This is a genomic window from uncultured Amnibacterium sp., assembly GCF_964245895.1.
GTDB lineage: Bacteria > Actinomycetota > Actinomycetes > Actinomycetales > Microbacteriaceae > Amnibacterium.
Map to the genome: position 1 here is coordinate 34,252 of NZ_CAXTOQ010000008.1, position 12,618 is coordinate 46,869.

The 12,618-nt window shown below is 74.4% G+C and carries 14 protein-coding genes; 6 read left to right on the top strand and 8 right to left on the bottom strand.

The annotated features are described in order from the left end of the window. The first annotated feature begins 13 nt into the window (after nt 1-13). The 4 genes from ACFE60_RS02515 to ACFE60_RS02530 all read left to right on the top strand — a co-directional run bounded on the left by ACFE60_RS02515 (nt 14) and on the right by ACFE60_RS02530 (nt 3,654). On the top strand, nt 14-898 hold the full coding sequence (locus ACFE60_RS02515; RefSeq protein ID WP_375387263.1) for an ABC transporter ATP-binding protein: 885 nt from the start codon (nt 14-16) through the stop codon (nt 896-898). Further along, nucleotides 895-2,484: a polyketide antibiotic transporter gene (locus ACFE60_RS02520; protein WP_375387264.1), complete on the top strand. Its 1,590-nt coding sequence runs from the start codon at nt 895-897 to the stop codon at nt 2,482-2,484. The genes ACFE60_RS02515 and ACFE60_RS02520 overlap by 4 nt, the downstream gene beginning before the upstream one ends. Beyond that, complete coding sequence (locus ACFE60_RS02525) at nt 2,481-2,933, top strand: GbsR/MarR family transcriptional regulator (protein WP_375387265.1); 453 nt, start codon at nt 2,481-2,483, stop codon at nt 2,931-2,933. Before ACFE60_RS02520 ends, ACFE60_RS02525 begins: the two co-directional genes overlap by 4 nt. 166 nt (nt 2,934-3,099) lie before the next feature. Further along, entirely contained in the window at nt 3,100-3,654 is a 555-nt protein-coding gene (locus ACFE60_RS02530; RefSeq protein ID WP_375387266.1) for a hypothetical protein, read from the top strand. Between the two features lie 18 nt (nt 3,655-3,672). Here ACFE60_RS02530 and ACFE60_RS02535 read toward each other — a convergent pair whose 3' ends face one another. The 3 genes from ACFE60_RS02535 to ACFE60_RS02545 form a co-directional block, all read right to left on the bottom strand. Beyond that, nucleotides 3,673-3,969 carry a hypothetical protein gene (locus ACFE60_RS02535; RefSeq protein ID WP_375387267.1) on the bottom strand — a complete coding sequence of 99 codons (297 nt, stop codon included), beginning with the start codon at nt 3,967-3,969 and terminating at the stop codon, nt 3,673-3,675. A 19-nt stretch (nt 3,970-3,988) separates the two neighbouring features. Beyond that, on the bottom strand, nt 3,989-4,411 hold the full coding sequence (locus tag ACFE60_RS02540; RefSeq protein WP_375387268.1) for a VOC family protein: 423 nt from the start codon (nt 4,409-4,411) through the stop codon (nt 3,989-3,991). A gap of 61 nt (nt 4,412-4,472) precedes the next feature. Continuing rightward, the gene (locus ACFE60_RS02545; protein WP_375387269.1) at nt 4,473-5,804 is read right to left on the bottom strand and encodes a PQQ-dependent sugar dehydrogenase; all 1,332 of its coding nucleotides are present in this window, start codon (nt 5,802-5,804) and stop codon (nt 4,473-4,475) included. Nucleotides 5,805-5,885: 81 nt separating this feature from the next. On the opposite strand from ACFE60_RS02545, the gene ACFE60_RS02550 reads away from it, so the two are divergent. Further along, nucleotides 5,886-6,488, top strand: coding sequence for a DUF5946 family protein (locus ACFE60_RS02550; protein ID WP_375387270.1), 603 nt, complete (start codon nt 5,886-5,888; stop codon nt 6,486-6,488). Nucleotides 6,489-6,508: 20 nt separating this feature from the next. Here ACFE60_RS02550 and ACFE60_RS02555 read toward each other — a convergent pair whose 3' ends face one another. The 5 genes from ACFE60_RS02555 to ACFE60_RS02575 form a co-directional block, all read right to left on the bottom strand. Beyond that, nucleotides 6,509-7,981, bottom strand: coding sequence for an MFS transporter (locus ACFE60_RS02555; protein ID WP_375387271.1), 1,473 nt, complete (start codon nt 7,979-7,981; stop codon nt 6,509-6,511). A gap of 90 nt (nt 7,982-8,071) precedes the next feature. After that, on the bottom strand, nt 8,072-8,740 hold the full coding sequence (locus ACFE60_RS02560) for an endonuclease/exonuclease/phosphatase family protein (protein ID WP_375387272.1): 669 nt from the start codon (nt 8,738-8,740) through the stop codon (nt 8,072-8,074). 98 nt (nt 8,741-8,838) lie between these two features. Beyond that, nucleotides 8,839-9,687 (bottom strand): ABC transporter permease, encoded by an 849-nt coding sequence (locus ACFE60_RS02565; RefSeq protein ID WP_375387273.1) that lies wholly within the window; start codon nt 9,685-9,687, stop codon nt 8,839-8,841. Further along, complete coding sequence (locus ACFE60_RS02570) at nt 9,674-10,609, bottom strand: ABC transporter ATP-binding protein (protein ID WP_375387274.1); 936 nt, start codon at nt 10,607-10,609, stop codon at nt 9,674-9,676. The genes ACFE60_RS02565 and ACFE60_RS02570 overlap by 14 nt, the downstream gene beginning before the upstream one ends. After that, the gene (locus ACFE60_RS02575; RefSeq protein ID WP_375387275.1) at nt 10,606-11,655 is read right to left on the bottom strand and encodes an outer membrane lipoprotein carrier protein LolA; all 1,050 of its coding nucleotides are present in this window, start codon (nt 11,653-11,655) and stop codon (nt 10,606-10,608) included. The genes ACFE60_RS02570 and ACFE60_RS02575 overlap by 4 nt, the downstream gene beginning before the upstream one ends. 178 nt (nt 11,656-11,833) lie before the next feature. Here ACFE60_RS02575 and cysK point away from each other — a divergent pair. Then, on the top strand, nt 11,834-12,618 hold a 785-nt coding region (gene cysK, locus ACFE60_RS02580; protein WP_375387276.1), incomplete at its 3' end, for a cysteine synthase A.

Here is a 12,618-nt window from a genome sequence, read left to right on the forward strand (position 1 = left end):
GAATACTGGAGACATGGACGCTGTCATCCACGCGGTCGGACTGGTCAAGGCCTTCGGTCGCACCCGGGCGCTCGACGGGCTCGACCTCGACGTCGCCGCTGGGGAGGTGCACGGCTTCCTCGGGCCGAACGGCGCGGGCAAGTCGACGACGATCCGCGTGCTGCTCGGCATGCTGCGGGCGACCGGGACGGCGACCGTGCTCGGTCGGGACCCGTGGAAGGACGCGGTCGCGATCCACCGCGACGTCGCCTCCGTGCCCGGCGACGTGACGCTGTGGCCGAACCTCTCCGGCGGCGAGACCGTCGACCTGCTCACCGGGCTGCGGGGCGGCGCCGACCCCGCGCTGCGCACGCGGCTCGTCGACGACTTCCGGCTCGACCCGACCGTGCGCGCCCGCGCCTACTCGAAGGGCAACCGGCAGAAGGTCGCGCTCGTCGCGGCGTTCGCGCGGCGGGCCGACCTCTACGTGCTCGACGAGCCCACCTCCGGCCTCGACCCCGTGATGGAGGAGGTGTTCCGCGCGGAGGTGCGCCGCGTGCGCGACGAGGGCGCGGCGGTCCTGCTGTCGAGCCACATCCTCGACGAGGTCGAGCAGCTGTGCGACCGGGTCACCATCGTGCGGGCCGGCCGGTCGGTCGAGACCGGCACGCTCGCCGACCTGCGCCGGCTGACCCGCACCCGCTTCCGCGTCGCCACGGGTCTGGCGCCCGAGCGCCTCGCCGGCCTCGACGGGGTGCACGACGTCACCGCCGAGACCGGGCACCTCGTCCTCGACGTCGACGGCCCGGCCATCCCGGCCGTGCTGGCGGCGCTCGCCGCCGCGCAGGTCACCGCGCTCACCGCCGAGCCGCCATCGCTCGAGGAGCTGTTCCTGCGCCAGTACGGGGTCGTCCGATGAGGCGCCTGCTGCGCCTCCAGGCGCGCCGCGACCGGGTGGTGCTCACGGTCTGGGTGGTGGGCCTGGCGGCGCTGCTGCTCGTGACCGTGCAGGCCGCGCACGTCGAGTACGGCGATCCCGACGCCCGGCGGCAGGTGCTGCTGGTCGCCCTGGCCACCCCGGTGCTGCTCGCGTTCCGCGGCGTCGTGGACGGGGGCTCCTTCGGCTCCGCGGTCTTCTTCCAGTCGTACACGTGGCTCGCGGTCGCGGTCGCGCTGATGAACACCTTCCTCGCCGTCCGGCACGGCCGCGCGGACGAGGCGGCGGGCCGGCGGGAGCTGCTCGACGCCGCCCCGGTCGGCAGGCTCGCCGCGCCGACCGCGACGCTCGCGCTCGCGCTGGTCGCGAACCTGGTGTTCGGCGTCCTCGCCGCAGCCTTCCTGGTCGCGGGCGGGCTGCCCGCCTCCGGCGCCGTGCTGTTCGCGGCGGGGCTCGCGCTCACCGGGCTCGGGTTCTTCGGCGTCGGCCTGCTGGCGAGCGAGGCGATGCCGACGTCCAGGGCGGCGAACGGCGTCTCGGTCGTCCTGGCCCTGCTGGCCTACGCGCTGCGGGCGGTCGGCGACGCGCTCGGCACCCCGGACGGCACGGCGCTGACCCTGCGGCCCGCCGCGGCGAGCGCGTTCTCCCCGATCGGCTGGGGCGAGCAGCTGCGGCCGTTCACGAGCCCGACCGCGTGGCCCCTCGCCGCGCTCGCGGGCTTCGCGGTCACCACGATCGCGGTCGGCCTCGCCGTGCACGCGCGGCGGGAGCCGGGGTCGAGCATCGTCCGCGAGCGGACCGGCAGCGCCCGCGGGCGGGTCCGATCCGCGCAGGCGCTCGCGCTGCGGCTGCAGCTGCCGTCGGCGATCGCCTGGGCCGTCGGCGCCGCCGTGCTCGCCCTCGCGACGCCGAGCCTGGTGACCGCCGCGTCGCGGTTCGACTCCACCGACCTGCCGATCCGGCGCGTGGTCGAGAGCCTCGGCCACAGCCGGGCCGACCTCGCCACGCAGTTCACCGCCGGCATCCTCGTGCTCGTCGGCCTGCTGGCGGCAGCTGCCGGCGTGCAGGCGATGCTGCGGGCGCGGGAGGAGGAGGCGGCCGGGCGCGCCGAGGTGCTGCTCGCGGCGCCGCTGTCCCGGCTGCGGTGGCTCGACTCGTGGGGCGTCGCCGGCGTCGGGACCGTGCTGGTCGTGCTGCTCGCCGCCGCGGCGGCGGTCGCGGTCGGCTCGATCGCGCAGGGGCAGGCCGGCCGGGTCGGGGAACGGGTCCTGCAGACCCTCGTGCAGGCGCCGTCGGCGCTCGCGCTCACCGCGGTCGCCGGCCTGCTCGTCGCGCTGCTGCCGAGGTTCGCGACCGTCGGGTCGTGGGTCGTGCTCTCCGCGGCGGGCCTGATCGGTCTGTTCGGCGGCGTCCTCGACCTGCCCGACGACGTCGTGCGGTTCTCGCCGGTCGGCTCCGTGCCGGCCCTGCCCACGGACGACTGGGGCCCGACCTGGGCGGTCGGCGCCGCGGCGGTCGTGCTCGCGGCGCTCGCTCTGCTCGCGATCCGGCGCCGGCAGCTGACATGACCGGTGAGGCGCTGGCGCGGGCGATCGCGGCCGAGCTGGTGCGCGAGGGGTTCCCTCGCGTGCCGGCGCAGATCCTGCTGCAGCTGATGGTCGAGCCGACCGGCACGGCGACCGCCGCAGGGCTCGCGGACTCGCTGGGGCTCAGCCCAGCGGCGGTCTCCGGCGGCATCAAGTACCTCGACGTGCTGGGGTTCATCCGCATCGACACCGTCCCCGGCTCCCGACGGCACGCGTACTCGCTGCCCGCCGTGCCGTGGTACTCCTCCACGCTCATGCAGGATCGGTACGGCCCGCTCCGGGCGCTGATCGACGCCGGCCTGGCCGACGTGGAGGCGGGGCCGGCCCGGGAGCGGCTGTCGGAGATGTCGGACTTCTTCCGCTTCCTGCAGGGCGAGATGCCGCGGCTCTGGGAGCGGTGGCGCGCCTCCCGGCCCGCGGACGAGGCCTGATCCGGGGCGTCGTCGGGGTCGTGTGCGACCATCGGATCCGCCGCGGTCGGCCAGTCGCCGCCGGGGCGGGCGCCGTTCGAGGAAGGATCACCCCCGCACAGGTCACGTTCCGGCAACGGGGCGCGCCTGCGGAACCGCACGAGCAGGTCGATGAGAGCGTAGGGACGTGGACAGCAGCCGATCGCACGACCCCCGCATGTACCGGGGTGCGCCGCCGAGCAGCAGCACCTACCCGTACGCGGACGGTGCCTCCCCGGCACCGCGGCGGACGTCGCCGTTCCCGCACGAGCAGCCCCTGCCTCCGGGCAGCTCGAGCTACCCGTACGGCCAGCAGACCCCGTCGCCGCAGCGACCCCAGCAGCAGCAGCAGCCCCAGCGCCTGCCTCCGCAGAGCGCGCAGCGACCGAAGCGGAACCAGGCGCCGCGCCGGCTGCTCGGCGTGATCGCGTTCTTCGTGCTCACCCTGCTGTCGATGCCGGTCCACATCGCGGCCGTGTTCTTCGTCTACGTGACGTTCGAGAGCCCCGGCGACCCGACGACCGCCGCCCTCATCGTGTCCGGCGCGTTCATCGGCGTGTTCGCCGCGCTCTTCGTGACCGGCCTGGTCGCGCAGTCGGTCGGCGGGTTCCCGGGCCGGTGGCGCGCCCGGGTGACCTTCTCGGTCCTGTCCGGCCTGATCGCGCTGACCGCCGCGTACTTCGCGGCGATGACCCTCTTCTAGCGCGGACGGGTCCGGCCGCTACCGCTCGGCGAGGAGCGCGGCAGGGACCGCTGTAGCGGCCGCCACCGCGACCACCGACGGCCACGCGCCCAGCCGCTTCGCGAGCGGGTGCGAGCCGCCGAAGGCGCCCAGGTAGGCGAGCGTCACGGCGGTCGCCCTGGCCGCGCCGCCGCGGCGCAGGACCACGGTGAACACCGCCGCGCCGACCCCGCCGAGCACGGCGCCGCCCGCCCACCGGACGCCGGTGGCCCGGGCGACGCCGAAGCCGCCGAGCAGGCCGGCGGAGGTGAGGAGGGGGACGATCAGGCGGGGCACCCGATCGATCCTGCCCGACTCAGGAGGCGGCGCCGCCCGAGATGTTGACCAGCCAGGAGACTCCGAAGCGGTCCTTCAGCATCCCGAAGCTGTCGCCCCACGGCGCCTTCTCCAGAGGCTGCTGGACGTCGGCGCCGGCCGAGAGCGCGGTCCACCAGCCGGTCAGCGTCCCCTCGTCGTCGCCGGACAGCGACACGGAGAAGGTGTTCTCGCCGGCGGTGTAGCCCATGTGGCTCGGCACGTCGGAGCCCATCAGCAGCGGCTCGCCGTCGAGATCGACCTGGCCGTGCATGACGAGGTCCTCCTCGCCCTCGCCGACGGGCATGCCGAAGTCCTTGAACGAGCTGATCCGCGGCTCGCCGCCGAAGACCGACCCGTAGAAGGTCAGCGCCTCGCGGGCCGACCCGCGGAAGTTGAGGTAGGGGTTGACGTTCGCGGTCATGGGAGCTCCTTCGCTGGACCGGGTGCCACCACCTTGGCACCGGCATCGGACGAGCGGGGGATCAGGCCGGGACCATCCGGTACACGGCGCCCGCGTCGTCGTCCGTGACGTAGACCGCGCCGTCCGGGCCGGCGACCGCGGCGACCGGCCGCCCCCACCGGCTGCCGTCCGCCGCCTGGAACCCGCCGAGCAGCGTGCGCGCCTCCTGCAGCGTGCCGTCGCGCCACGGCAGGAACTGGACGGACGGCGCCTGGGGCGGGTTCCGGTTCCACGAGCCGTGCACGCCGACGAGCGCGCCCGCGCCCCAGGGCTGCGGCAGGTCGGGCGTGAAGCTCATGCCGAGCGGGGCCGAGTGCGCGGGCAGCCCCTGCTCGACGGGCTGCAGGGCGCCGCAGTCGAGCTTCGAGCCGTCCGCGTTCAGCTCCTGGTCGCGGACGAACGAGCGGTCGCTGAAGTCGAGGGCGGTGCCCGAGACCCCGGGCTCGACGTCCGGGTCCGGGTTGCAGTACGGCCAGCCGAGGTCGCGCCCCTCGGTCAGCCGCGCCACCGGCTCGAGCGGGTGGTCGTTCACGTAGTCGGTGAGCACCTGGCCCAGGGCGAAGCCGCCGCCGCTGCCGAACGGGCGGTCGTAGGGGTAGGCGATCCGGTCCCGGTTGTTGACCGCGGTCCACACCCCGCCGTCCGGCGCGACCGCGAGCCCGGTGCCGTTCCGCACGCCGCTCGCGAACACGGTGGTCCGGCCGTCCTGCACCCGCAGGATCGCGGCGCGCTCGGGGGAGGCGGAGCGGTCCTCCGCCGAGGTGTTGCCCGTGCTGCCGACGGAGACGTACACCGCGTGGTCGTCCCCGACCGCGACGCTCTTCAGCTCGTGGCCGTAGGCGCCGCGCAGCTCGGGCGTGCTGGAGTCCGGCAGGCCGTCGACCAGGGTCCGGCGCCCCGACACGGCGCCGCCGGAGTAGTCGTAGGCGTCGACCCGGCCGCTCTCGGCGACGTAGAGGGTGTCGCCGTCGAACGCCAGGCCGTGCGGGCGGGTCAGCCCGTCGACGAGCGTCGTGATGCGCGGCGGCGCCGTGGCGTCGGCGCGCGGGGTCAGCAGCTGCACGTCGCCGGACTCGGGCCTGCTGACCAGCAGCCGTCCGTCGGGCGTCCACGCCGCCAGCCGGGCGCCGTCGACCCGCGCCCACAGCGAGACCGTCCAGCCCGTCGGCGCCTGCACCTCCCGCGGCTCCGCGAAGGGGCCGTCGGCGAGCGCCTCCGGCACCGCCAGCCGCGTGCTCGCGAGTCCGGAGGCGGTCGGCGCCGGCGCGGGGGCCGAGGGCGTCGAGGACGTGCACCCGGTGAGCAGGGCGGCGGCCGCGGCGAGGGCGACGCCGAGGGCGGTGCGTCGGTGCATGCCGACAGTCTGAGCGACCTCCTCGCCGGTGCTGCGCGCCGATCAGGATCCGCGGAGGAAGGCACGTGCGACGCTTGCGGGGTGCGCCTCCGCACCACGTGTCCCGGCTGCGGCATCGTGCTGCCCGACGCGGCGCACGAGGAGCCCGCGCGGCTGCACGCGACGCCCGCGTGCGAGGCCGTGCTGGACGAGATCCTCGGCTTCGAGTTCCAGCACCCCGTGATGCTGCGCTTCCATCAGCTGACGGTCGACACCTACGGCGCGCAGCACGCCGGCGGCGGCGCCCCGCCGATCCGCGTCGCCTACAGCCTGGCGGGCCTGTGGCTCGCGCTCGAGCACGGCTTCAGCGCCGAGGACGTGCGGGCGGTGCACCGCCGCATGGGGCATCCCACCCCCGCCTGGCCGGCGTTCGACCCGCCCGCGCCGCCGCGGCGCTGGCTCACCGTGCTCGACGTCGCGGAGGCTGGCGTGCGGCAGCACTCGGACGGCGGGCACGCGCGGGCCGCGAGCCAGTGGTCGGAGAGCGTCTGGACCGCCTGGCTCGAGGGCGCCCCCGGCGTCGACGACGGCGTCGAGGGGATGCTCCGCTCGATCTTCCTGGAGACCGGCCACCACGAGGGGCTCCACGGCACGATCGGCCCGGCCGCCGCGATCCACCGCCTGCTGGGGCTGCTGGAGGCGTAGCGGCGGCCCGTCCGCCGCCGTCAGGACCTCGACAGGTGCGCCTCGACCTTGTCGATGAAGTCGACGTCGCTGATGTCCTCGAGCGCCTTGCCCTCGGCGGCGACGCCGAAGGCGAGGGCCATCACGCCGCCGACCAGCATGATCGCGGCGCCGAGGAAGTACCCGAAGGTCAGCGGGCCGCGGTCGGAGCCGTCGCCGACGAGGGCGCCGTACAGCGCGCTCGCCCCGGCGCCGGCGAGCTGGCCGACCGCGAAGACGTAGGAGATCGCCTGCCCCCGCACCTGCAGCGGGAACGTCTCGCTCACCGTGAGGTAGGCGGACGACGCCCCGGCCGACGCGAAGAAGAAGGCGGCGGTCCAGAGCACGCTCTGGGTGGTCGCGCTCAGGATGTCCGCGGAGAACAGCGCGGCGGTCACCCCGAGGACGAGGGCCGCGATCCCGTAGGTCGCGAAGATCATCTGGCGGCGGCCGATCGTGTCGAACAGGCGTCCGAGCACCAGCGGCCCCAGCAGGTTGCCGAGCGCGAAGGGCAGGAAGTAGAAGGCGACCGATCCCTTCGGCACGTCGTAGAAGTTGACGAGGACGAGCGCGTAGCTGAAGAAGATCGCGTTGTAGAGGAACGACTGCGTGATCAGCATCGTGAAGGCCACCAGCGCCCGCTTCGGGTACAGGTGCGTGAACGTGTACCAGACGACGCGGAACGGCACCCGGTCGTGCACGGGGATGTCGATCGCCTCGTCGTCCGGCACCCGCTCGAGGGGGCGTCCCGACTCCGCGGCGACCTCCTGCTCGATCCGGTCGACGTTCGCCTCCGCCTCCTGCTCGCGCCCGTGGGTGATCTGCCACCGCGGGCTCTCCGGGATGTTGCGCCGCAGGAAGATGATCAGCAGCCCGAGCACCGGCCCGATGAAGAACCCGATCCGCCAGCCCCAGCCGGACTCGGTCAGCGCGGTGCCGTCGGCGAGCAGGAAGACGTTCGCCACGGCGCCGAGCCCCGCACCGGCCCAGTAGGTGCCGTTGATCGCGATGTCGATCCGGCCGCGGAAGCGGGACGGGATGATCTCGTCGATCGCGGAGTTGATCGCGGTGTACTCGCCCCCGATCCCCATCCCGGCGAGGAAGCGGAAGATCCAGAGGAACCAGGGCGCGAACGCGAGGCCGCCGATGGCCGACGCGACCAGGTACAGGGCCAGCGTGAGGATGAAGAAGCGCCGCCGGCCGAGGCGGTCGGACAGCCGGCCGAAGACGAGCGCGCCGACGACCTGGCCGACCAGGTAAATGCTGCCGGTCAGGCCGACCTCGAACGAGTCCATCCCCAGCTGCTGCTGGTACCCGTTCGCGGAGACCAGCTGGATCTCGAGCCCGTCGAGGATCCAGGAGACGCCGAGGCCGACGACCACGGTCCAGTGGAACCGCGTCCACGGGAGGCGGTCCATGCGGGCCGGGATCAGGCTGCGGATGCTCCGTCGCTCCGCCGATGCTGTCGTCGACATGGTCCGCACCGTAAGCCCAGCACGCTGGACGAGCGCTCAAGCTTCTCGCAGCGGATACCCAGGTTCGCTGCCGCGACAGCAGGCGCCCGGTCAGGCCGCGATGCGCGCCGTCAGGCTGATCGGGAGGTGGTCGGAGCGGCCCTGCGGCAGCACCTCGACGTCGCTGATCTCGAAGCCGCTGGAGGTCGCGAAGTCGAAGTAGCCGCTGAAGCGCAGGCTCACGTACGTCGGCGACGGCATCCGGGTCAGCTGGTAGCCGGTCGCGGCGAGCCGCCGCTCCAGCCCCCGGACGAACCACGGGTAGTTGAAGTCGCCGACCATCACCGACGGGGCGCCGGGCCGCATCGCCCGCATGCCCTCGTGCGCCGCCGCGATCTGCTTCCGCCGCAGCGCGTTCGTCGCGCTGAGCGGGGCGGCGTGGAAGTCGCCGACCAGCACCTCCATCCCCGTCTCGCGGTCGAGGAGGTGGGCGGCCAGCAGCCGCTCGTTCGCCGGCTTCAGGACGCGGTCGTGCATCGACTTCCGCAGGGCGAAGACCTGCTTGGCCTTGATGTCGAACCGGTCGGCGCGCGCGTACATCGCCAGGCCCAGCCGGTTCGTGCGCGTCTGCTCGATCAGCTCGAGGTGGCCGATCGACTGCGGCATGTCGGTGTGGTCGCACTCCTGCAGCGCGAGCACGTCGACGTCGTGCCGGTCCGCCATCGCCTCGAGCTCGCCCCTGGCGGTGTGCTCCCTGAGGTTGTAGCTGATGATCTTCACCGTGTCCGACCTTCCCCGCCGGCCCCCCGCGGACCCGCGATCAACCTAGCGCCGCCGTGCGCCGCAGGTGCTTCGGAGCCCTCCCGGCTCCCGGCGGGTCACGCCAGCACGTCCCGGGTCGTGAAGCGCCCGTAGGCGAGCGCGCCGAACACGACGACGTAGGCGACCTGCAGCAGCGCGTTCCCGCCGAAGGTGCTCCACCCCGGCGGCTCCCGCAGCAGGTCGACGAGCCCGAGCCAGGAGTCCGACAGCAGGAACGGGTGCAGCCAGGCGAGCTGCGGCAGCTGGTCGAGCACCTGGCTCGTCACCGCCAGCACGACGGTCGCCGCCATGGCGCCGACCGGCACGTCGGTCAGGGTGGAGACGAAGAGGCCGACGGCGGTCAGCCCGAGCATCGCGACTCCCACGTACAGGGCCATCGCGAGCAGCCGGAGCATCCCGTCGGCGAGCGGCACCTGGTCGCCGGACAGCAGCGTGACGGGACCGATCGGGAACAGCACCGATCCGACGACGAAGCCGGCGATCGCGACGACGAGCGGCGCGGCGAAGCAGAACGCGGCCGCGCCGAGGAACTTGACGGCGAGCAGGCGGGGCCGGCCCGCCGGTGCGACGAGCAGGTACCGCAGCGTGCCCTGCGCCGCCTCCCCGGCGATGGTGTCGCCGGCGACGACCCCGACCGTCAGCGGCAGGAACAGCGGGATCGCGAGCACCAGCGCGGCCACGCCGAGGAACACCCCGTTGCCTGCGATCTGGGTCAGGAAGGAGGGGCCGCGCTCCGACCCGCCGTCGGACGACAGCCGGATGGCGACGCCGATCAGCAGCGGGACCGCCGCGAGCGCCAGCAGCATCGCCCAGGTCCGCTTGCGCCGGAACAGCACCGTCAGCTCGGTGGCCAGCAGCGCGGCGCCGAGGCGTGGACGCGTGCGCACCGGATCACGACCCGACATCGAAGCCCTCCCCGGTCAGCGCGACGAAGCGGTCCTCGAGGCTCGCCCTGGCGGTCTCGACGCCGCGCACCCGCACGCCGGCCGCGACGAGCGCGGCGACGACCTCCTCCACGGCCCTGCCGCCGAGCGGCGCGACGACCTCCGCCCCCGAGCGGCCCGGTTCGAGACCGAGCCGGGCGAGTACGGCGATCGCGGCCTGGTCGTCGGGGGTGCGGAGGTGGACGCGGTCGTCCCCTGCGGCGCCGCGCAGCTGGTCGAGCGTGCCCTGCGCGACGAGGCGGCCGGAGCGCATGACGGCCGCGTGGGTGCACATCTGCTCGATCTCCGCCAGCAGGTGGCTCGACACGAACACCGTGGTGCCCTCGTCGGCGAGGCTGCGGACGAGCGTGCGGACCTCGCGCGTGCCCTGCGGGTCGAGGCCGTTCGTCGGCTCGTCCAGCACGAGCAGCTCGCGCGGGCGCAGCAGCGCGTTCGCGATGCCCAGCCGCTGCTTCATGCCGAGCGAGTACGCCTTCACGGGCTTGCTCGCCGCGGCGGACAGCCCGACCCGCTCGAGGGCGTCGGCGACCCGGCGCCGGCGGGTGCGCCGCTCGGCGAGCGGATCGGCGGAGTCGAGGCGCGCGAGGTTCGCCGCGCCGGACAGGTACCCGGCGAACCCGGGCCCCTCCACCAGCGCGCCGACCCTCGGCAGCACCGCGGCGGCGCGGTCGGGCATCGGCGCGCCGAGCAGCGCCGCCCGACCCGCGGTCGGGTTCACGAGGCCCAGCAGCATGCGGATGGTCGTCGTCTTGCCCGACCCGTTCGGGCCGAGGAAGCCGTAGACGCTGCCCGTCGGGACCGCGAGGTCGACGTCGCGGACGGCGTCGTGGCCGCGGAACCGCTTGCCGAGCCCCTCCGTCTCGATCGCGGAGGCGGCGCTCACCCCGCGGCGGACTGCAGCCCGGACACGGGCACCGCGCCGGCCAGCACCCGGCCGTCGTCGGTCAGCAGCACGTTGACGAGCGAGGAGTGCAGCACGCGGCCGTCGGCGACCTCGGTCGTGAGGCGGCGGACCGTCGGGTTCGAGGCGAGGTCGGACGGCACCGCGTCGGCGCCCAGCGTCACGACCGACGCCCAGCCGGAGCCGGAGACGGCCGGGCGCGCGGCGGCGTCCGGCTCGCCGCGCTGCGCGTGCCGGCCCGGGGCGACGGTCTTCGTGGTCACCTTCGCGTCGGACGGCGGCGTGAACTCGAACCGGGAGGCGGCGGGCACCGTGTAGTCGATGGCGGTGAAGCCGGTCTCGAACGCGGGGGAGGAGGCGCCCCGCGCGACGACCTGCACGTCGAGCGGCAGGCCCGTGGTCGCGTCGACCGCGATCCGGACGGAACCGATGGTCGTCGCGGTCGTGCGGGGCGTGAGCACGAGCGTGTACGCGTCCCGCCCGGCGACGCGCTGCGACGTGTCGACCGAGACCCGCGTCGTGCCGTCCACCTTCGCCAGCAGCTGCTCGGCGGCCTCGGACGGCGTGGGCAGGGCGCCTTCGCGCTCCGGCGCCGCTGCGGTGCCGGAGGCGGTCACGTGCAGGGCGGTGCCCTTGTCGGAGCTCCACACCCACACGCTGCGGCCGTTCGCGATCACGTCGCGCTCGGCGGAGTCGTCGAGGATTGCGATGCGCGCCTTCGTGTCGCCGGCGACCTCCACCCGGGCGGTGCGGGTGCCGGTGAGCAGGTCGAGGGCGGACGCGGTGTCGCTGTCGGTGCCCGCACCGGTCGACGGGATCGACGGCAGCCCGAGGTCCGAGGTCTGCCGGACGGTGCCGCTGAACCCGGCGACGTCCTTCGCCTTCGCGACCAGCTGCAGGACCTGCGCCGGGGTCTTCGCCGCCAGGTCCGGCGGCGCGGCGGCGGCGACGAGCGGCACGGTGATCGCACCGGCCACGACGACCGGCGCGACGACGGCCGGCACCCAGCGGAGAAGACGGCGTTGCATGCGCCCGAGGCTACGTCCGCGGGTCGGCAGGAGTGCGCGGGCCGGGGGATCTCATCCCGCAGGATGAAAGTCCGCAGAGGGCTGCGGCGTGTCGAACGGCGTAACACCCCGCGACGCTCCCGGCGGGTCGTCCTAGGCTTCGCCTCGGTCCCGTCCCGTCTCACCGTCGAAGGCAGTCATGGCACGCACCTACTCATCCATCACCGAGGCGTTCGGCCGCACGCCGCTCGTCCGCCTCAACCGCCTGACCGCCGGCATCGACGCCACGGTCTACGCGAAGCTCGAGTTCTACAACCCCTCCTCCTCCGTGAAGGACCGGCTCGCGATCGCGATCGTCGACGCGGCCGAGCGGTCGGGCGCGCTGCTGCCCGGCGGCACGATCGTGGAGGGCACGAGCGGCAACACCGGCATCGGCCTGGCCGCCGTCGGCGCGGCGCGCGGCTACAAGGTCGTGCTGACGATGCCGGAGTCGATGTCCATCGAGCGCCGCAAGCTGCTGCGCGCCTACGGCGCCGAGCTGATCCTCACCCCGCCGTCCGAGGGCATGAAGGGCGCCGTCTCGCGCGCCGAGCAGGTCGCGGCGGAGCGCCCCGGCGCCGTGCTCGCCAAGCAGTTCGAGAACGAGGCGAACCCCGCCATCCACTACGCGACCACCGGGCCCGAGGTCTGGGAGGACACCGACGGCGCCGTCGACGTGTTCGTCTCCGGCGTCGGCACCGGCGGCACGATCACCGGCACCGGCCGCTACCTCAAGGAGCGGAAGCCGGAGATCAGGATCGTCGCGGTCGAGCCCGCGGAGTCCCCGATCCTGAACGGCGGCGCGCCCGGCCCGCACAAGATCCAGGGCATCGGCCCGAACTTCGTGCCGGCGATCCTCGACCGCGGCGTGATCGACGAGGTCGTCGACGTCGACATCGCGCAGTCGGTCGATCTCGCGCGTCGGCTCGCCACGGAGGAGGGCAT

Excerpts from the sequence above, each read along its gene's own strand:
- ACFE60_RS02515 (WP_375387263.1), top strand. The coding sequence starts at position 14 with ATGGACGCTGTCATCCACGCGGTCGGACTGGTCAAGGCCTTCGGTCGC.
- ACFE60_RS02555 (WP_375387271.1), bottom strand. The coding sequence starts at position 7,981 with ATGTCGACGACAGCATCGGCGGAGCGACGGAGCATCCGCAGCCTGATC.
- ACFE60_RS02540 (WP_375387268.1), bottom strand. The coding sequence starts at position 4,411 with ATGACCGCGAACGTCAACCCCTACCTCAACTTCCGCGGGTCGGCCCGC.
- ACFE60_RS02520 (WP_375387264.1), top strand. The coding sequence starts at position 895 with ATGAGGCGCCTGCTGCGCCTCCAGGCGCGCCGCGACCGGGTGGTGCTC.
- ACFE60_RS02525 (WP_375387265.1), top strand. The coding sequence starts at position 2,481 with ATGACCGGTGAGGCGCTGGCGCGGGCGATCGCGGCCGAGCTGGTGCGC.
- ACFE60_RS02545 (WP_375387269.1), bottom strand. The coding sequence starts at position 5,804 with ATGCACCGACGCACCGCCCTCGGCGTCGCCCTCGCCGCGGCCGCCGCC.
- ACFE60_RS02575 (WP_375387275.1), bottom strand. The coding sequence starts at position 11,655 with ATGCAACGCCGTCTTCTCCGCTGGGTGCCGGCCGTCGTCGCGCCGGTC.
- ACFE60_RS02565 (WP_375387273.1), bottom strand. The coding sequence starts at position 9,687 with ATGTCGGGTCGTGATCCGGTGCGCACGCGTCCACGCCTCGGCGCCGCG.